The organism is Azonexus sp. IMCC34839 (assembly GCF_047047955.1).
Taxonomy (GTDB): domain Bacteria; phylum Pseudomonadota; class Gammaproteobacteria; order Burkholderiales; family Rhodocyclaceae; genus Azonexus.
This window is the reverse complement of sequence record NZ_CP150631.1, coordinates 2070265-2087124: the sequence shown is the minus strand read 5'-3', so window position 1 is coordinate 2087124 and position 16860 is coordinate 2070265. Positions and strand designations below refer to the sequence as shown.

Sequence of the window (16860 nt, the reverse complement as noted above, 5' to 3'; positions counted from 1 at the left end):
AAACGATGAAAGCATTGCTCGATCTGTTCAAGCAGGTGACCGCCGAGGAAGAATTCGACGCGATCACCATTGGCCTCGCTTCGCCCGACAAGATCCGTTCCTGGTCCTATGGTGAAGTCAAGAAGCCGGAAACCATCAACTACCGTACCTTCAAGCCGGAGCGGGATGGTCTGTTCTGTGCCAAGATCTTTGGCCCGATCAAGGACTACGAGTGCCTGTGCGGCAAGTACAAGCGCCTGAAGCACCGCGGTGTTATTTGTGAAAAGTGTGGCGTTGAAGTCACGCTGGCCAAGGTTCGTCGCGACCGCATGGGTCACATCGAACTGGCCTCGCCGGTCGCCCACATCTGGTTCTTGAAGTCCCTGCCGTCTCGTCTCGGTATGGTGCTCGACATGACGTTGCGCGACATCGAGCGCGTCCTGTACTTCGAAGCCTATGTCGTCACCGATCCGGGTATGGTGTCCAATCTGCAACGCAGCCAGTTGCTGACGGAAGAGCAGTATCTGGACATGGTCGAAGAGCATGGTGACGAATTCCAGGCTCTGATGGGTGCCGAGGGTATTCGCGAACTGCTGCGTAACCTCGAACTGAACAGCGAAGTCGAATCCCTGCGTGCCGAACTGGAAGTTACTGGTTCCGAAGCGAAAAACAAGAAACTGGCCAAGCGTCTGAAGGTACTGGAGGCTTTCCAGAAATCCGGTATCAAGCCGGACTGGATGATCCTCGAAGTGCTGCCGGTGCTGCCGCCGGACCTGCGTCCGCTGGTCCCGCTGGATGGCGGTCGTTTCGCGACCTCCGATCTGAACGACCTCTATCGTCGCGTCATCAACCGTAACAACCGTCTGAAACGCCTGCTCGAACTGAAGGCCCCTGAAATCATCGTGCGCAACGAAAAGCGCATGCTGCAGGAAGCCGTCGATTCGCTGCTCGACAACGGCCGTCGTGGCAAGGCCATGACCGGCGCCAACAAGCGTCCGCTGAAGTCGCTGGCCGACATGATCAAGGGCAAGGGCGGTCGTTTCCGTCAGAACCTGCTGGGTAAGCGTGTCGACTACTCTGGCCGTTCGGTCATCGTGGTGGGGCCGCAGCTCAAGCTGCACCAGTGCGGCCTGCCCAAGCTGATGGCGCTGGAACTGTTCAAACCCTTCATCTTCCACAAGCTGGAAGTGCTGGGTTATGCCACGACCATCAAGCAAGCCAAGAAGATGGTCGAAGGTCAGGAACCGGTGGTTTGGGATATCCTGGAAGACGTTATCCGCGAACACCCGGTCATGCTGAACCGCGCGCCGACCCTGCACCGTCTGGGTATCCAGGCTTTCGAGCCGACCCTGATCGAAGGCAAGGCCATCCAGCTGCACCCGCTCGTATGCGCCGCCTTCAACGCCGACTTTGACGGCGACCAGATGGCCGTCCACGTCCCGCTGTCGCTCGAAGCACAGATGGAAGCGCGCACGCTGATGCTGGCATCCAACAACGTGCTGTCGCCAGCTAACGGCCAGCCGATCATTGTGCCGTCGCAGGATATCGTTCTGGGCCTGTACTACGCGACGCGTGAGCGCATCAACGCCAAGGGCGAGGGCATGTACTTTGCCGACGTCGCCGAAATCGAGCGCGCCATGGCTGCTGGTCAGGTCGACATTCACGCCCGTATTTCGGTTCGTTTGCCGCAATACGAGCCTGCTGCGGTGGACGGCGAATGGAACGAAAAAATCGTCCGTATCGAAACCACGGCCGGCCGTGCCATTCTGGCGAAAATCCTGCCGAAGGGGCTGCCCTTCAAGGCGATCGACAAGGCGCTGAAGAAAAAGGAAATCTCGAAACTGATCGACGAGTCCTTCCGCCGTTGTGGCCTCAAGGAAACCGTTGTCTTCGCCGACAAGCTGATGCAGAACGGCTATGCACTGGCCACCCGCGCCGGTATCTCCTTCTGTTCCGACGACATGCTCGTCCCAGCGAAGAAGTACGAGATCATCGCTGCCGCCGAGTCCGAGGTTAAGGAAATCGAAGACCAGTACAAGAACGGTCTCGTCACCCAGGGCGAACGCTACAACAAGGTCGTCGATATTTGGGGGCGCACCGGTGACCAGGTTGCCAAGGTCATGATGGACGAACTCGGTCACGAGGAAGTCATCGATCGCCACGGCAAAAAGGTCAAGCAGGATTCCTTCAACTCCATCTACATGATGGCGGACTCCGGTGCTCGCGGCTCCGCCGCCCAGATTCGTCAGCTGGCCGGTATGCGCGGCCTGATGGCGAAGCCGGATGGCTCGATTATCGAAACCCCGATCACGACCAACTTCCGCGAAGGTCTGAACGTTCTTCAGTACTTCATCTCCACTCACGGTGCGCGTAAGGGTCTGGCGGATACCGCGTTGAAGACTGCGAACTCCGGTTATCTGACCCGTCGTCTGGTTGATGTGACTCAGGATCTGGTCATCACCGAAGACGATTGCGGTACCAAGAACGGTTTTGCCGTCAAGGCGCTGGTTGAAGGCGGTGAAGTCATCGAGCCGTTGCGTGAGCGTATCCTCGGTCGCGTTACCGGTGAAGATCTGGTCGATCCGGAAACTCAGGAAACCGTCATCTTCGCCGGCACCATGCTGGACGAAGATCTGGTTGAATTGATCGATAAGCTAGGCATCGACGAGGTCAAGGTCCGCACCCCGCTCACCTGCGACACGCGCTATGGCTTGTGCGCCAAGTGCTACGGTCGCGATCTTGGCCGCGGCACGATGGTCAATGCCGGTGAATCCGTCGGTGTTATCGCGGCCCAGTCGATCGGCGAGCCGGGCACCCAGCTGACCATGCGTACCTTCCACGTCGGTGGTGCCGCTTCTCGTGCTGCTGTCGCATCGCAGGTTGAAGCCAAGTCGGCCGGTACGATCCGCTATACCTCTAACATGCGCTATGTCACGAGCGCCAAGGACGAAAAGGTTGTCATCTCTCGTTCCGGCGAAGTGCTCATTACGGACGACCATGGTCGCGAGCGCGAGCGTCACAAAGTCCCGTACGGTGCCATGCTGGCCGTTGATGAAGGCAAGGCCGTCAAGGCCGGCGCCAAGTTGGCTTCGTGGGATCCGCACACCCGTCCGATCATTACTGAATACGCCGGTACGGTTAAGTTCGAAAACGTCGAAGAGGGCGTAACGGTTGCCAAGCAGGTTGACGATGTCACCGGTCTGTCGACTCTGGTTGTTATCGACAACAAGCGCGGCGGCAAGGCGGCGACCAAGGGCCTGCGCCCGGTTGTCCGACTTCTTGATGAAACCGGCCAGGAAGTGAAGATTGCTGGAAGCGACCATTCGGTTTCCATCGCCTTCCAGGTTGGCTCGATCATTTCGGTGGCCGATGGTCAGCAAGTCGGCGTCGGTGACGTTCTGGCCCGTATGCCGCAGGAGTCCGCCAAGACCCGTGACATTACCGGCGGTCTGCCGCGCGTTGCCGAATTGTTCGAAGCCCGTACGCCGAAGGATGCCTCCGTGCTGGCCGAATTTACCGGTACCATCAGCTTCGGTAAGGACACGAAGGGCAAGCAGCGTCTGATCATTACCGATCTCGATGGCGAAACCCACGAGTACCTGATTCCGAAGGACAAGCACGTTCTGGTACACGATGGCCAAGTGGTCAACAAGGGCGAAAAGATCGTTGAAGGCGAGCCGGATCCGCACGATATCCTGCGTCTGCAGGGCGTCGAGGCGCTGGCGCGTTACATCACCGACGAAGTGCAGGACGTCTATCGTCTGCAGGGTGTGAAGATCAACGATAAGCACATCGAAGTGATCGTTCGCCAGATGCTGCGTCGCCTTACCATCGTCGAGCCGGGTGATACCAAGTTCATCAAGTCGGAGCAGGTCGAACGCGCCGAATTGCTGGCCGAAAATGATCGGGTGATTGCCGAAGGCAAGCTCCCGGCGACTTTCGAGCACATGCTGCTGGGTATCACGAAGGCTTCGTTGTCCACCGACTCCTTCATTTCCGCCGCATCCTTCCAGGAAACCACCCGCGTCCTCACCGAGGCTGCCATCATGGGCAAGCGCGACGAACTACGCGGTCTAAAGGAAAACGTCATCGTCGGTCGTCTTATCCCGGCCGGTACCGGCTTGGCCTATCACCGCAGCCGCAAGGCCCAGGCGGCAGGCGAAGATCAGGCCGCCGGTCGCGAGTTCGAACAACCGGCGCAGGATGTTGCGCAGGAAGCAGATCAAGGTCTGTAAGCAATACTCAACCCCGGTGCCACGTTGACACCGGGGTTGATCAACCATAAAATTTATGGTCTTTGTCGGCAGAGGCTAATCATTGTCTCTGTCTGTGATAACAAAATTGCCGTCGTGCATCCCTTGGGTGCCCGGCTGTTGAAGGAAGTTTGATATGCCGACCATCAACCAGCTCGTGCGCAAGCCGCGCGTTGCCGAAAAGGCCAAGAGCAAGGTTCCTGCGCTGGAAAAGTGCCCGCAGAAGCGTGGCGTCTGCACCCGCGTCTACACCACTACCCCGAAGAAGCCGAACTCCGCTCTCCGTAAGGTTTGCAAGGTTCGTCTGACCAATGGCTTCGAAGTCATTTCCTATATCGGCGGTGAGGGTCACAACCTCCAGGAGCACTCCGTTGTGCTGATCCGCGGTGGTCGTGTCAAGGACTTGCCGGGTGTGCGTTACCACACCGTGCGTGGCTCCCTGGATACGCAAGGCGTTAAAGATCGTAAGCAGGCCCGTTCCAAGTACGGTGCCAAGCGTCCGAAGGCTGCTTAATAACAAAGGCAGCTTGAGTAAGTGGCCGCTCATATGGGCGGCCGAGAGGGCCGGGTGGGTTAAAACCCCTTCCCGGCTTTTCAACTGAATCGTGTTTTGTAGAGGTTAATATGCCCCGTCGTCGTGAAGTACCCAAGCGTGACATTCTTCCGGATCCGAAGTTCGGCAGCGTCGAAGTTACCAAGTTTATGAATGCCGTCATGCAGGATGGCAAGAAGTCGGTTGCCGAGCGCATCATTTATGGCGCTTTCGAGATCATTTCCCAGAAATCCGGCAAGGATCCGCTCGAGGTTTTCTCGGCTGCCATGGCAAACGTCAAGCCGATGGTCGAAGTGAAGTCCCGTCGCGTCGGCGGTGCCAACTACCAGGTTCCGGTCGAAGTTCGTCCGGCTCGTCGTAGCGCTCTGGCGATGCGCTGGTTGCGCGAGTCCGCTCGCAAGCGTTCCGAGAAATCCATGGGGCAACGTCTGGCCGCAGAAATGCTGGAGGCCTCCGAAAACCGCGGTGGCGCAGTGAAGAAGCGCGACGAAGTTCACCGTATGGCTGAAGCCAACAAGGCCTTCGCCCACTTCCGCTTCTAATTCACCGAGGGCTTTAACGTGGCACGTAAGACTCCCATTGAGCGCTACCGCAATATCGGTATCAGCGCGCACATCGACGCCGGCAAGACCACCACGACCGAGCGCATCCTGTACTACACCGGTGTTAACCACAAGATCGGTGAAGTGCATGACGGTGCTGCAACCATGGACTGGATGGAGCAGGAGCAGGAGCGTGGTATTACCATTACCTCCGCTGCAACTACCTGCTTCTGGAAGGGTATGGACATGCAGTTTCCGGAGCATCGCTTCAATATTATCGATACCCCGGGGCACGTAGACTTCACCATCGAAGTCGAGCGCTCCATGCGCGTTCTGGATGGTGCTTGCATGGTCTACTGTGCGGTTGGCGGTGTTCAGCCCCAGTCCGAGACGGTTTGGCGTCAGGCCACCAAATACCAGGTGCCGCGACTGGCCTTTGTGAACAAGATGGATCGTTCCGGTGCGAACTTCTTCAAGGTCGTTGACCAGATGAAGACTCGCCTGAAGGCCAATCCTGTGCCGATCGTCATTCCTATTGGTGCTGAAGATACCTTTGCTGGCGTGGTTGATCTCATCAAGATGAAGTCGATCATTTGGGATGATGCGTCCCAAGGCATGAAGTTCGAATACCGCGACATTCCGGCTGATCTGGTGGATACTGCCCAAGAGTGGCGCGAGCAAATGGTTGAGGCGGCTGCGGAGGCTACCGAAGACCTGATGAACGAGTATCTGGAGAACGGTGACCTCTCCGAAGAGAAGATCAAAGAAGGTCTGCGTTTGCGTACTCTGGCTTGCGAAATTCAGCCGATGCTGTGCGGTACCGCCTTCAAGAACAAAGGCGTTCAGCGCATGCTTGATGCTGTTATCGAGTTGCTGCCGTCGCCGGTCGATATTCCTCCGGTGCAGGGCGTCGACGATCGCGAGCAGCCGGCTTCCCGTAAGGCCGACGATGCAGAGAAGTTCTCTGCGCTGGCGTTCAAGCTGATGACCGACCCGTTCGTTGGTCAGTTGACCTTCATTCGTGTTTATTCCGGTGTGCTGGCTTCCGGTGCAACGGTGTTGAACTCGGTGAAGGACAAGAAGGAGCGCATCGGGCGTATTCTGCAGATGCACGCCAACAACCGCGAGGAAATCAAGGAGATTCTGGCGGGTGACATCGCTGCCTGCGTGGGCCTCAAGGAAGTTACCACCGGTGAAACCCTGTGTGACCCGGATGCTCCGATCATCCTCGAGCGTATGGTTTTCCCGGATCCGGTGATTCACGTTGCCGTTGAGCCGAAGACCAAGAGCGACCAGGAAAAGATGGGTATCGCGCTAGGCCGTTTGGCTGCGGAAGATCCCTCGTTCCGCGTGCGTACCGATGAAGAGTCCGGTCAAACCATTATTTCCGGTATGGGCGAATTGCACCTCGAGATCATCGTGGATCGCATGAAGCGCGAATTCAACGTTGAAGCCAACGTCGGTGCGCCGCAGGTAGCCTATCGCGAATGCATCAAGAAGGCTGTCGAACAGGAAGGCAAGTTCGTCAAGCAGTCCGGTGGTCGTGGTCAGTTTGGTCACGTTTGGCTCAAGATTGAACCGAACGAGCCGGGTGCGGGTTATACCTTCGTTGATGCCATCAAGGGTGGTGTGGTTCCCCGCGAATACATTCCCGCAGTCGATAAGGGCTTGCAGGATGCCATCGGCAGTGGCGTGTTGGCCGGCTTCCCGGTTGTTGATATCAAGTTCACGCTGTTCGACGGTTCTTACCACGACGTTGACTCCAACGAAAACGCCTTCCGTATGGCGGCTTCGATGGCCTTCAAGGAAGGTATGAAGAAGGCTTCTCCGACGCTGCTTGAGCCGATGATGGCTGTTGTCGTGGAAACGCCGGAAGACTACATGGGCAACGTCATGGGTGACCTCTCGTCCCGCCGTGGCATCGTCCAGGGTATGGAAGACCTGCCTGGCGGCACCAAGGAAGTGCGCGCCGAAGTTCCGCTTTCCGAAATGTTCGGTTACGCGACTTCGCTGCGTTCCCTGTCGCAAGGTCGTGCCACCTACACGATGGAATTCAAGCACTATTCCGAGGCGCCAAAGAATGTCGCTGAGGCAGTGATCAACAAAAAGTAACTGATTATTGGAGAACCGATAATGGCTAAGGAAAAATTCGAGCGTACGAAACCGCACGTGAACGTTGGTACGATTGGTCACGTTGACCACGGTAAGACCACGCTGACCGCTGCAATCACCACCGTGCTGGCTTCCAAGTTTGGTGGCGCTGCCAAGAAGTACGATGAAATTGACGCTGCGCCGGAAGAAAAGGCTCGCGGTATCACCATCAACACCGCCCACGTCGAATACGAAACCGCCAACCGTCACTACGCCCACGTTGACTGCCCGGGCCACGCTGACTACGTCAAGAACATGATTACTGGTGCTGCCCAGATGGACGGCGCCATTCTGGTTTGTTCTGCCGCTGACGGCCCGATGCCGCAAACCCGCGAGCACATCCTGCTGGCTCGCCAGGTTGGTGTGCCGTACGTTCTGGTGTACATGAACAAGTGCGACATGGTTGACGATGCCGAGCTGCTCGAGCTGGTCGAAATGGAGCTGCGCGAACTGCTCTCCAAGTACGACTTCCCGGGTGACGACACCCCGATCATCCACGGCTCCGCACTGAAGGCCCTGGAAGGCGACCAGTCCGAAATCGGCGAGCCCTCCATCTTCCGTCTGGCTGATGCTCTGGACTCCTACATCCCGACCCCGGAGCGTGCTATCGACCAGCCGTTCCTGATGCCGGTTGAAGACGTCTTCTCCATCTCCGGTCGTGGTACCGTCGTGACCGGTCGTGTCGAGCGCGGCATCATCAAGGTTGGCGAAGAAATCGAAATCGTCGGTATTCGCCCGACCCAGAAGACCACCTGTACCGGTGTCGAAATGTTCCGCAAGCTGCTCGACCAAGGTCAAGCCGGCGACAACATCGGCGCCCTGCTGCGTGGTACCAAGCGCGAAGACGTCGAGCGTGGTCAAGTGCTGTGCAAGCCGGGTTCCATCACCCCGCACACCCACTTCACCGGCGAAGTCTATGTTCTGTCCAAGGACGAAGGTGGTCGTCACACCCCGTTCTTCAACAACTACCGTCCGCAGTTCTACTTCCGTACCACGGACGTGACCGGCGCGATCTCCCTGCCGGAAGGCGTGGAAATGGTTATGCCGGGTGACAACATCCAGATGACCGTCAAGCTGATCGCCCCGATCGCCATGGAAGAAGGTCTGCGCTTCGCCATCCGTGAAGGCGGTCGTACTGTCGGCGCCGGCGTCGTCGCCAAGATCATCGAGTAATCGTTCTTTTTAAATTCGGGGTGGGATGAAAAGTCCTGCCCCAATGTTCTTTGGAAGCCATCATGCAAAATCAAAAAATTCGTATCCGTCTCAAGGCCTTCGACTATCGCCTGATCGACCAGTCGGCTCAGGAAATCGTTGAAACCGCCAAGCGTACTGGTGCTGTCGTTCGTGGTCCCGTACCGCTGCCGACTCGCAAGCAGCGTTTCGATATTCTGCGTTCGCCGCACGTGAACAAGGCTTCCCGTGATCAGCTCGAGATTCGTACCCATCTCCGCTTGATGGATATCGTCGATCCGACTGACAAGACCGTTGATGCTCTGATGAAGTTGGACTTGCCGGCTGGCGTCGACGTCGAAATCAAGTTGCAGTAATAGTTGTTTTGCGGATATAATCCGCGCCTTTCGGGGGTGGCCGGGTTCGGCTACCCATTTGTTGTTTTACATCGGCCGGCCAATCGCAGCCGGCGATGAGGAGAATAACCATGAGTCTAGGCCTTGTTGGTCGCAAGGTCGGCATGACTCGCATCTTTGCCGAGGATGGGGTTTCCATCCCGGTGACGGTGCTTGACGTGTCGAACAACCGCGTGACCCAAGTCAAAACGCCGGAAACCGATGGCTACGCAGCCGTTCAGGTTACTTTCGGCTCGCGCCGTGCCTCTCGTGTTTCCAAGCCTGCCGCTGGCCATCTGGCCAAGGCTGCTGTGGAAGCTGGGCACGTGCTCAAGGAATTCCGTATCGAGGCTGATCAGCTTGCCAGTTTGAAGGCTGGTGATCAGGTTGCTGTCACCATCTTCTCGGAAGGTCAGAAGGTGGATGTTACCGGTACCTCGATCGGTAAGGGTTTCCAAGGTGGTATCAAGCGCCACAACTTCAGTTCCAACCGTGCTTCGCATGGTAACTCCGTGTCGCATAATGCGCCGGGTTCCATCGGTATGGCTCAGGACCCGGGTCGTGTTTTCCCGGGTAAGCGCATGGCGGGTCATTTGGGCGATGTGAAAACCACCACTCAGGGTTTGACTATCGTTCGTGTGGATGCCGAGCGCCAGTTGCTGCTGGTCAAGGGCGCTGTTCCGGGTGCCAAGGGTTCCGACGTCGTCGTGCGTCCGGCGGTTAAGGCTTAAGGGGGCGTCATGGAGCTGAAAGTTATTAACGAACAGGGTCAGGAAGCGGCGAAGCTGCAGGCTTCCGATGTGCTGTTCGGTCGCGATTTCAACGAGGCGCTGGTTCACCAGATCGTCGTTGCCTATCAGGCCAACGCGCGTTCTGCTGACTCCAAGCAAAAGGATCGTTCCGAGGTCCGTCACACCACCACCAAGCCGTGGCGCCAAAAGGGTACGGGTCGTGCTCGTGCCGGTTCCAATGGCAGCCCCTTGTGGCGTGGAGGCGGTCGGATTTTCCCGAATTCGCCCGAGCAAAATTACAGCCAGAAGGTTAACAAGAAGATGTTCCGCGCCGGTATGGCCACCATCCTCTCCGAACTGGCTCGTCAGGATCGTCTGGTCGTAGTTGATGATCTGTCTGTTGATGCGCCGAAGACCAAGTTGTTTGCCCAGAAGCTGAAGGGCATGGGGTTCGAGGGTAGTGTTCTTGTCGTTACCGACGAGCTGAACGAAAACCTCTATCTCTCTTCGCGCAATCTGCCCAATGTTCTGGTCCTGGAAGCCCAGGAAGCTGATCCAGTCTCCCTGGTCCGCTTCGGTAAGGTTCTGGTCACCAAGAATGCTGTGGCCAAGTTCGAGGAGATGTGGGGATGAACCAGGAACGTCTGATGCAGGTGCTGCTGGCACCGCAAATCTCCGAAAAGGCGACTTTCGTTGCCGATAAGTACGAGCAGGTTGTTTTCCGCGTTGCCTCCGATGCAACCAAGCCGGAAATCAAGGCTGCCGTGGAGCTGTTGTTCAAGGTGGAAGTGCAGGGTGTCCAAGTTGCCAACGTCAAGGGCAAGGTCAAGCGCTTCCGTGGGGCGACCGGTCGCCGTAAGGGCTGGAAGAAGGCTTTTGTTAGCCTTAAGCCGGGTCAGGAGATCAACTTTGTCGAAGGGGGTAACGCATAATGGCTCTCGTTAAAGTCAAACCTACCTCCCCAGGTCGTCGTGCCGTCGTTCAGGTTGTAAATCCCAATCTGCACAAAGGCAAGCCGTTTGCCGGTCTCGTCGAGTCGCAGGCCAAGAATTCCGGTCGTAACAACAACGGTCGTATCACCGTCCGCCATCAGGGCGGTGGCCACAAGCAGGCTTATCGTCTGGTTGATTTCAAGCGTAACAAGGATGGCATTCCAGCCAAAGTTGAGCGCCTTGAGTACGATCCGAACCGCACTGCGAATATTGCGTTGGTTTGCTACGCCGACGGCGAGCGCCGCTACGTCATCGCCAATAAGGGCATGGTTGTCGGTCAGCAGATCATCAGCGGTTCCGAAGCTCCGATCAAGTCGGGCAACGCTTTGCCGATCCGTAATATTCCGGTTGGTACCACCATCTGCTGCGTTGAAATGATGCCGGGCAAGGGGGCTCAAATTGCTCGCTCCGCCGGTACCTCTGTTCAGCTTTTGGCTCGCGAAGGCTCTTATGCTCAGATTCGCTTGCGCTCCGGCGAAGTGCGTCGAGTGCACGTCGAGTGTCGCGCAACCATTGGCGAAGTCGGCAACGAAGAAAACAATCTGCGCAAGATCGGTAAGGCGGGTGCTCAGCGCTGGCGCGGTATTCGTCCGACCGTTCGTGGTACGGCTATGAACCCGATCGATCACCCGCACGGTGGTGGTGAAGGTAAAACTGGTGAAGGTCGCGTGCCGGTTAACCCGTGGGGTCAGCCCACCAAGGGTTATCGCACCCGTAGCAACAAGCGCACGAACAGCATGATCGTTCAGCGCCGTCATAAGCGTTAAGGGGTAGGAAATGGGACGTTCTCTCAAAAAGGGCCCGTTTGTTGATGCGCATCTGATCGACAAGGTCGAAGCTGTTCGCGCAACCAACGACAAGCGCCCGATCAAGACCTGGTCGCGTCGCTCGACGATCCTCCCCGAGTTCATCGGTCTGACGATTGCGGTGCACAACGGCAAACAGCATATTCCGGTATTCGTTACCGAAAATATGGTCGGTCACAAGCTCGGCGAGTTCTCGCTGACCCGTACGTTCAAGGGTCACACCGCCGGCAAGAAGGCCAAGAAGTAAGGAGCTGACATGGAAACTCGTGCAAGTCTGCGAGGCGTTCGCCTCTCTGCGCAAAAAGGCCGCTTGGTTGCGGATCTGGTGCGTGGCAAGCCGGTTGGTCAGGCTCTTAACATCCTGGCCTTCTGCCCGAAAAAGGGTGCTGGTATCGTCAAAAAAGTGCTCGAATCGGCTATCGCCAATGCTGAGCATAACGATGGTGCCGACATCGACGAACTGAAGGTGAAAACCATCTACGTCGAAAAAGGCATGGTGCTGAAGCGCTTTACCGCGCGCGCCAAGGGTCGTGGCAATCGGATCTCCAAGCCGACCTGCCATATTTATCTGACCGTTGGTAACTAAGGAAGAGCCATGGGACAGAAAATTCATCCGACTGGCTTCCGTCTGGCCGTCACCAAGAACTGGAATTCCCGCTGGTACGCCAGCAGCAAGGACTTCCCGGGCATGCTGAAGGAAGATGTCAAGGTTCGCGAATACCTGAAGCGTAAGCTCGCTCACGCCTCCGTTGGCCGCGTCCTCATCGAACGTCCGGCGAAGAATGCCCGCGTCACCGTCTACTCCGCCCGTCCGGGTGTTGTTATCGGTAAAAAGGGCGAGGATATCGAAACCCTGCGTTCCGATCTTCAGCGCATCATGGGCGTTCCCGTTCATGTATCGATCGAAGAAATTCGTAAGCCGGAACTCGATGCCCAGTTGATCGCTGATTCGATCGCTCAGCAGCTCGAGAAACGCATCATGTTCCGTCGCGCCATGAAGCGTGCGATGCAGAACGCCATGCGTCTCGGCGCTCAGGGTATCAAGGTCATGAGCGCAGGTCGCCTCAATGGTGCCGAAATCGCTCGTAGCGAATGGTATCGCGAGGGTCGTGTGCCGCTGCATACGCTGCGTGCGGATATCGATTACGCAACTTCGGAAGCGCTGACCACCTACGGCATCATCGGTATCAAGGTTTGGGTCTACAAGGGTGACATGCTCGATCGCAACGAGCAGCCGGCAGCTGAAGAGCCGGCGGCTGAAGAGCGTCGTCCGCGTCGCGCTCCGGGCAAGCCTGAAGGCGACAAGCCGCGCACTCGCACGGTGAAAAAAGCCGACGGCGAGGCTCCGGCCAAGCGCGTAAGAAAGGCAGGTGCTTAATATGCTGCAACCTAATCGTCGCAAATTCCGCAAGGAGCACAAAGGTCGTAACGAGGGCCTGGCCACTCGTGGTACCAAAGTGTCCTTCGGTGAGTGGGGCTTGAAGGCTACTGGCCGTGGCCGTCTGACTGCACGTCAGATCGAGGCAGCCCGTCGTGCCATGACCCGCCACATCAAACGTGGCGGCCGTATCTGGATCCGTATTTTCCCGGACAAGCCGATTTCCAAGAAGCCGGCCGAAGTTCGTATGGGTAACGGTAAGGGTAACCCGGAATACTGGGTTGCTGAAATCCAGCCGGGCAAGGTTCTGTACGAAATGGATGGTGTTAACGAGGCTCTGGCTCGTGAGGCGTTTGCCTTGGCTGCTGCCAAATTGCCGATTTCCACCACCTTTGTGACTCGTCATCTGGGGTAATCATGAAAGCTAGTGAACTGAGAACCAAGAGCGTGGACGAGCTCAACAAGGAACTGCTGGACCTGCTGAAGGCCCAATTCGGCCTGCGTATGCAACTTGCTACGCAACAGTTGTCCAATACCAGCCAAATCTCTAAGGTGCGTCGCGACATCGCGCGTGTTCGTACCCTCATTCGTGAAAAGGCGGTGCAGCAATGAGCGAAACCACCACTATCAAGCGCACGCTGATCGGTCGCGTGGTCAGCGACAAAATGGACAAGACCGTCACCGTCCTGGTCGAACGTAAGGTCAAGCACCCAATGTACGGCAAGGTGATGGTTCGTTCCAAGAAGTATCACGCCCACAATGAAGGTAACACCGCCAAGGCGGGTGACCTGGTTGAAATCGTCGAGACTCGCCCAGTGTCCCGCACGAAGGCTTGGGCTGTGACCACGGTTCTGGAAAAGGCCATTGTCGTTTGACAAGAAAAAACTCTTGCATTGATTGAAAAGAAGCCGGTATAATCCGGCTTCTTTTTTTGTGGCATGCCGTTCGTGCCTGCTGCGAAGATGTTTCGACCCGTACGGGTTCCAAGACTGACCGCTTTGGCGGATTAAGTTGGAGTTTATTTAAATGATTCAGATGCAGACGATCCTGGACGTCGCCGATAATACTGGCGCGCGTTCGGTAATGTGTATCAAGGTCCTCGGTGGATCCAAGCGCCGTTACGCCGGCATTGGCGACATCATCAAGGTCAGCATCAAGGATGCTGCGCCGCGTGGTCGCGTCAAGAAGGGTGATGTGTACAACGCTGTTGTCGTTCGTACCGCTAAGGGTGTTCGTCGTCCGGATGGTTCCTTGGTGCGTTTCGATGGCAATGCCGCCGTCCTTCTCAATAACAAGCTCGAGCCGATTGGCACGCGCATCTTTGGCCCGGTGACCCGCGAATTGCGTACCGAGCGCTTCATGAAGATCGTGTCGCTGGCTCCGGAAGTTCTGTAAGGAGGCGTGATGGAAAAGATTCGTAAGGGTGACGAAGTTGTCGTCATTACCGGTAAGGACAAGGGCAAGCGCGGTGTTGTGCTGACCCGTGTCGATGAGCAGCGCGTTGTGGTCGAGGGTGTGAACCGTGCCAAAAAGCACGTCAAGCCGAACCCGATCAAGGGCGTGGCTGGTGGCATCGTCGAAAAAGACATGCCGATCCATATCTCCAATGTTGCGCTGTTCAATCCGGCGACCAAGAAGGCTGATCGCGTCGGCTTCAAGTCCCTGGAAGATGGTCGCAAGGTTCGCGTGTTCAAGTCGAACGGCGAGCTGGTGAACGCATAAGGGGTAGTCATGGCGCGTTTGCAACAGTTTTACAAAGACAATGTAGTCACCGAGCTGACCAAGCAGTTTGGCTACAAGTCCGTGATGGAAGTGCCGCGTATCACCAAGATCACCCTGAACATGGGTGTTGGTGAGGCCGTTGCTGACAAGAAGGTTCTCGAGAACGCCGTCGGCGACATGCAGAAGATTGCTGGTCAGAAGGTTGTCACTACCAAGGCTCGCAAGTCGATCGCTGGCTTCAAAATTCGTGATGGTTACCCGATTGGCTGCATGGTTACCCTGCGTGGCCCGCGCATGTTCGAATTCCTGGATCGCTTGATCACCATCGCGCTGCCGCGTGTTCGCGACTTCCGTGGTATCTCTGGCAAGGGTTTCGACGGCCAGGGTAACTACAACATGGGTGTCAAAGAGCAGATCATTTTCCCGGAAATCGAGTACGACAAGATCGATGCTCTCCGTGGTATGAACATCAGCATCACTACGACCGCGAAGACCGATGCAGAAGCCAAGGCTCTGCTGTCCGCGTTCAAGTTCCCGTTCAAGAATTGAGGCAATCATGGCAAAACTTGCTCTGATCAACCGTGAAGAGAAGCGCCGCAAGCTGGTGGCTCAGTATGCGAAGAAGCGTGCTGCCCTTGAGGCGATCATCAACGACGCTAGCCTGTCTGACGAGGAGCGTTACGAAGCTCGTTTGAAGCTGCAGGCTCTGCCGCGCAATTCCAGCCCGTCGCGTCTGCGCAATCGCTGCCAGCTGACCGGTCGTCCGCGTGGTGTTTTCCGCAAATTTGGTCTGTGCCGCAACAAGATCCGTGAGCTCGCCTTCAATGGTGAAATTCCGGGTGTTGTTAAGGCCAGCTGGTAATAGGAGATACAGAAATGGCTATGAGCGATCCGATCGCGGACATGCTGACTCGCATCCGCAACGCCCAGCTCGCCGAAAAGGCGTCTGTCTCCATGCCGTCGTCCAAGCTGAAGGTTGCAATCGCGACCGTTCTCAAGGATGAGGGTTACGTCGACAACTTCGCAATTCGTCAAGCTGACGGCAAAGCGACTCTCGATATCGCGCTGAAGTACTACGCCGGTCGTCCGGTTATTGAGCGTATCGAGCGTGTTTCCAAGCCCGGTCTGCGTATTTACAAGGCCTGTGAAGACATTCCGCGCGTCATGAACGGTCTGGGTGTGGCCATCGTTTCGACGCCGAAGGGTGTTATGACCGACCGCAAGGCTCGTGCCAACAATGTTGGCGGCGAAGTCCTGTGCATCGTGGCGTAAGGAGCGAACGAAGATGTCTCGTATTGGTAAGAATCCTATCGTTCTGCCGGCTGGTGTCGAAATCACCGTCGCAGATCAGATCACCGTCAAGGGGCCGTTGGGCACCCTGAAGACCGCCGCTCATCCGGCTGTCCAGGTGGCTGTGGAAGGTCAGAACATCTCGGTCTCGAAGGTTGAAGGTGCTGCGAATGCCGCTGCAATGTGGGGTACGATGCGCGCCAACCTTAACAACATGGTGACTGGTGTTTCCAAGGGCTTTGAGAAGAAGCTGCAGTTGGTCGGTGTGGGTTATCGTGCCCAAGCCGCCGGCGACACCCTGAACCTGACCCTCGGCTTTTCCCATCCGGTCGCGCACAAGATGCCGGCCGGTGTGAAGGTCGAATGTCCGACCCAGACGGAAATCGTCGTCAAGGGTGCCGACAAGCAGCAAGTCGGCCAGGTGGCCGCCGAAATTCGCGCGTATCGCAAGCCGGAGCCCTACAAGGGCAAGGGTGTTCGCTATGCCGACGAAGTGGTGGTTATCAAGGAAACCAAGAAGAAGTAAAGGTGGCATATGTTTAACAAGAAAGAAGCGCGTTTGCGTCGTGCCCGCAAAACCCGGGCCAAAATCGCCGAGCTCAAGGCCGTGCGGCTGTGCGTTAATCGTACGAATTGCCACATTTACGCCCAGATCATTTCGCCTTGCGGCGGTAAGGTTCTGGCTTCGGCTTCCACTCTGGACAAGGATGTTCGCGGCACCGTTGCAAACGGTGGCAACAAGGCTGCTGCTGCCGCTATCGGCAAGCTGATCGCCGAGCGTGCGAAAGCCGCCGGTATCGAGCAGGTGGCTTTTGATCGTTCCGGTCTCCAGTACCACGGTCGTGTTCAGGCGCTGGCAGAAGCAGCGCGTGAAGGCGGCCTGAAGTTCTAACCGACG

The 16860-nt window shown here is 57.0% G+C and carries 23 protein-coding genes; all 23 read left to right on the top strand.

Annotated elements, in window-relative coordinates; all coding sequences use genetic code 11:
• Nucleotides 1-5: 5 nt before the first annotated feature.
• The 23 genes from rpoC to rplR all read left to right on the top strand — a co-directional run bounded on the left by rpoC (nt 6) and on the right by rplR (nt 16854).
• Entirely contained in the window at nt 6-4214 is a 4209-nt protein-coding gene (rpoC, locus tag WIF35_RS10240; protein ID WP_412478118.1) for a DNA-directed RNA polymerase subunit beta', read from the top strand.
• A gap of 154 nt (nt 4215-4368) precedes the next feature.
• Nucleotides 4369-4746, top strand: a complete 378-nt coding sequence (rpsL, locus tag WIF35_RS10235) for a 30S ribosomal protein S12 (protein WP_027456682.1) — start codon at nt 4369-4371, stop codon at nt 4744-4746.
• A gap of 110 nt (nt 4747-4856) precedes the next feature.
• The gene (gene rpsG, locus WIF35_RS10230) at nt 4857-5327 is read left to right on the top strand and encodes a 30S ribosomal protein S7 (protein WP_412478117.1); all 471 of its coding nucleotides are present in this window, start codon (nt 4857-4859) and stop codon (nt 5325-5327) included.
• A gap of 18 nt (nt 5328-5345) precedes the next feature.
• Nucleotides 5346-7439: an elongation factor G gene (fusA, locus tag WIF35_RS10225; protein ID WP_412478116.1), complete on the top strand. Its 2094-nt coding sequence runs from the start codon at nt 5346-5348 to the stop codon at nt 7437-7439.
• A gap of 21 nt (nt 7440-7460) precedes the next feature.
• A complete protein-coding gene (gene tuf / locus WIF35_RS10220; protein WP_412478115.1) occupies nt 7461-8651 on the top strand; it encodes an elongation factor Tu in 1191 nt (396 codons plus the stop codon).
• A gap of 62 nt (nt 8652-8713) precedes the next feature.
• Nucleotides 8714-9025, top strand: coding sequence for a 30S ribosomal protein S10 (gene rpsJ / locus WIF35_RS10215; RefSeq protein ID WP_027456678.1), 312 nt, complete (start codon nt 8714-8716; stop codon nt 9023-9025).
• A 110-nt stretch (nt 9026-9135) separates the two neighbouring features.
• Nucleotides 9136-9774: a 50S ribosomal protein L3 gene (rplC, locus tag WIF35_RS10210; RefSeq protein ID WP_412478114.1), complete on the top strand. Its 639-nt coding sequence runs from the start codon at nt 9136-9138 to the stop codon at nt 9772-9774.
• A 9-nt stretch (nt 9775-9783) separates the two neighbouring features.
• A complete protein-coding gene (gene rplD, locus WIF35_RS10205; RefSeq protein ID WP_412478113.1) occupies nt 9784-10407 on the top strand; it encodes a 50S ribosomal protein L4 in 624 nt (207 codons plus the stop codon).
• The gene (gene rplW / locus WIF35_RS10200; protein ID WP_412478112.1) at nt 10404-10706 is read left to right on the top strand and encodes a 50S ribosomal protein L23; all 303 of its coding nucleotides are present in this window, start codon (nt 10404-10406) and stop codon (nt 10704-10706) included. Before rplD ends, rplW begins: the two co-directional genes overlap by 4 nt.
• A complete protein-coding gene (rplB, locus tag WIF35_RS10195; RefSeq protein WP_412478111.1) occupies nt 10706-11533 on the top strand; it encodes a 50S ribosomal protein L2 in 828 nt (275 codons plus the stop codon). The genes rplW and rplB overlap by 1 nt, the downstream gene beginning before the upstream one ends.
• A 10-nt stretch (nt 11534-11543) precedes the next feature.
• Entirely contained in the window at nt 11544-11819 is a 276-nt protein-coding gene (gene rpsS, locus WIF35_RS10190; protein WP_028994188.1) for a 30S ribosomal protein S19, read from the top strand.
• A 9-nt stretch (nt 11820-11828) separates the two neighbouring features.
• Nucleotides 11829-12158, top strand: coding sequence for a 50S ribosomal protein L22 (gene rplV, locus WIF35_RS10185; RefSeq protein WP_412478110.1), 330 nt, complete (start codon nt 11829-11831; stop codon nt 12156-12158).
• Nucleotides 12159-12167: 9 nt separating this feature from the next.
• Nucleotides 12168-12950 carry a 30S ribosomal protein S3 gene (gene rpsC, locus WIF35_RS10180; protein WP_412478109.1) on the top strand — a complete coding sequence of 261 codons (783 nt, stop codon included), beginning with the start codon at nt 12168-12170 and terminating at the stop codon, nt 12948-12950.
• A 1-nt stretch (nt 12951) separates the two neighbouring features.
• A complete protein-coding gene (rplP, locus tag WIF35_RS10175; protein WP_027456671.1) occupies nt 12952-13365 on the top strand; it encodes a 50S ribosomal protein L16 in 414 nt (137 codons plus the stop codon).
• Nucleotides 13366-13367: 2 nt separating this feature from the next.
• Nucleotides 13368-13562 (top strand): 50S ribosomal protein L29, encoded by a 195-nt coding sequence (rpmC, locus tag WIF35_RS10170; RefSeq protein WP_412478108.1) that lies wholly within the window; start codon nt 13368-13370, stop codon nt 13560-13562.
• Complete coding sequence (rpsQ, locus tag WIF35_RS10165) at nt 13559-13825, top strand: 30S ribosomal protein S17 (RefSeq protein ID WP_412478107.1); 267 nt, start codon at nt 13559-13561, stop codon at nt 13823-13825. The genes rpmC and rpsQ overlap by 4 nt, the downstream gene beginning before the upstream one ends.
• Before the next feature lie 151 nt (nt 13826-13976).
• Nucleotides 13977-14345: a 50S ribosomal protein L14 gene (gene rplN, locus WIF35_RS10160; RefSeq protein ID WP_290899106.1), complete on the top strand. Its 369-nt coding sequence runs from the start codon at nt 13977-13979 to the stop codon at nt 14343-14345.
• Between the two features lie 6 nt (nt 14346-14351).
• Nucleotides 14352-14672: a 50S ribosomal protein L24 gene (gene rplX, locus WIF35_RS10155; protein WP_412478106.1), complete on the top strand. Its 321-nt coding sequence runs from the start codon at nt 14352-14354 to the stop codon at nt 14670-14672.
• Between the two features lie 9 nt (nt 14673-14681).
• Nucleotides 14682-15221 carry a 50S ribosomal protein L5 gene (rplE, locus tag WIF35_RS10150; protein ID WP_412478105.1) on the top strand — a complete coding sequence of 180 codons (540 nt, stop codon included), beginning with the start codon at nt 14682-14684 and terminating at the stop codon, nt 15219-15221.
• Nucleotides 15222-15228: 7 nt separating this feature from the next.
• On the top strand, nt 15229-15534 hold the full coding sequence (rpsN, locus tag WIF35_RS10145) for a 30S ribosomal protein S14 (RefSeq protein WP_412478104.1): 306 nt from the start codon (nt 15229-15231) through the stop codon (nt 15532-15534).
• Nucleotides 15535-15548: 14 nt separating this feature from the next.
• Nucleotides 15549-15944: a 30S ribosomal protein S8 gene (gene rpsH, locus WIF35_RS10140; RefSeq protein ID WP_412478103.1), complete on the top strand. Its 396-nt coding sequence runs from the start codon at nt 15549-15551 to the stop codon at nt 15942-15944.
• A 13-nt stretch (nt 15945-15957) separates the two neighbouring features.
• The gene (gene rplF, locus WIF35_RS10135) at nt 15958-16488 is read left to right on the top strand and encodes a 50S ribosomal protein L6 (RefSeq protein WP_412478102.1); all 531 of its coding nucleotides are present in this window, start codon (nt 15958-15960) and stop codon (nt 16486-16488) included.
• Between the two features lie 9 nt (nt 16489-16497).
• On the top strand, nt 16498-16854 hold the full coding sequence (gene rplR, locus WIF35_RS10130; RefSeq protein ID WP_412478101.1) for a 50S ribosomal protein L18: 357 nt from the start codon (nt 16498-16500) through the stop codon (nt 16852-16854).
• Nucleotides 16855-16860 lie beyond the last annotated feature (6 nt).

What these genes read in the sequence shown, in the direction of transcription:
- rpoC (WP_412478118.1), top strand. Translation starts at nt 6, where the DNA reads ATGAAAGCATTGCTCGATCTGTTCAAGCAGGTGACCGCCGAGGAAGAA.
- rpsL (WP_027456682.1), top strand. Translation starts at nt 4,369, where the DNA reads ATGCCGACCATCAACCAGCTCGTGCGCAAGCCGCGCGTTGCCGAAAAG.
- rpsG (WP_412478117.1), top strand. Translation starts at nt 4,857, where the DNA reads ATGCCCCGTCGTCGTGAAGTACCCAAGCGTGACATTCTTCCGGATCCG.
- tuf (WP_412478115.1), top strand. Translation starts at nt 7,461, where the DNA reads ATGGCTAAGGAAAAATTCGAGCGTACGAAACCGCACGTGAACGTTGGT.
- rpsJ (WP_027456678.1), top strand. Translation starts at nt 8,714, where the DNA reads ATGCAAAATCAAAAAATTCGTATCCGTCTCAAGGCCTTCGACTATCGC.
- rplC (WP_412478114.1), top strand. Translation starts at nt 9,136, where the DNA reads ATGAGTCTAGGCCTTGTTGGTCGCAAGGTCGGCATGACTCGCATCTTT.
- rplD (WP_412478113.1), top strand. Translation starts at nt 9,784, where the DNA reads ATGGAGCTGAAAGTTATTAACGAACAGGGTCAGGAAGCGGCGAAGCTG.
- rplW (WP_412478112.1), top strand. Translation starts at nt 10,404, where the DNA reads ATGAACCAGGAACGTCTGATGCAGGTGCTGCTGGCACCGCAAATCTCC.
- rplB (WP_412478111.1), top strand. Translation starts at nt 10,706, where the DNA reads ATGGCTCTCGTTAAAGTCAAACCTACCTCCCCAGGTCGTCGTGCCGTC.
- rpsS (WP_028994188.1), top strand. Translation starts at nt 11,544, where the DNA reads ATGGGACGTTCTCTCAAAAAGGGCCCGTTTGTTGATGCGCATCTGATC.
- rplV (WP_412478110.1), top strand. Translation starts at nt 11,829, where the DNA reads ATGGAAACTCGTGCAAGTCTGCGAGGCGTTCGCCTCTCTGCGCAAAAA.
- rpsC (WP_412478109.1), top strand. Translation starts at nt 12,168, where the DNA reads ATGGGACAGAAAATTCATCCGACTGGCTTCCGTCTGGCCGTCACCAAG.
- rplP (WP_027456671.1), top strand. Translation starts at nt 12,952, where the DNA reads ATGCTGCAACCTAATCGTCGCAAATTCCGCAAGGAGCACAAAGGTCGT.
- rpmC (WP_412478108.1), top strand. Translation starts at nt 13,368, where the DNA reads ATGAAAGCTAGTGAACTGAGAACCAAGAGCGTGGACGAGCTCAACAAG.
- rpsQ (WP_412478107.1), top strand. Translation starts at nt 13,559, where the DNA reads ATGAGCGAAACCACCACTATCAAGCGCACGCTGATCGGTCGCGTGGTC.
- rplN (WP_290899106.1), top strand. Translation starts at nt 13,977, where the DNA reads ATGATTCAGATGCAGACGATCCTGGACGTCGCCGATAATACTGGCGCG.
- rplE (WP_412478105.1), top strand. Translation starts at nt 14,682, where the DNA reads ATGGCGCGTTTGCAACAGTTTTACAAAGACAATGTAGTCACCGAGCTG.
- rpsN (WP_412478104.1), top strand. Translation starts at nt 15,229, where the DNA reads ATGGCAAAACTTGCTCTGATCAACCGTGAAGAGAAGCGCCGCAAGCTG.
- rpsH (WP_412478103.1), top strand. Translation starts at nt 15,549, where the DNA reads ATGGCTATGAGCGATCCGATCGCGGACATGCTGACTCGCATCCGCAAC.
- rplF (WP_412478102.1), top strand. Translation starts at nt 15,958, where the DNA reads ATGTCTCGTATTGGTAAGAATCCTATCGTTCTGCCGGCTGGTGTCGAA.
- rplR (WP_412478101.1), top strand. Translation starts at nt 16,498, where the DNA reads ATGTTTAACAAGAAAGAAGCGCGTTTGCGTCGTGCCCGCAAAACCCGG.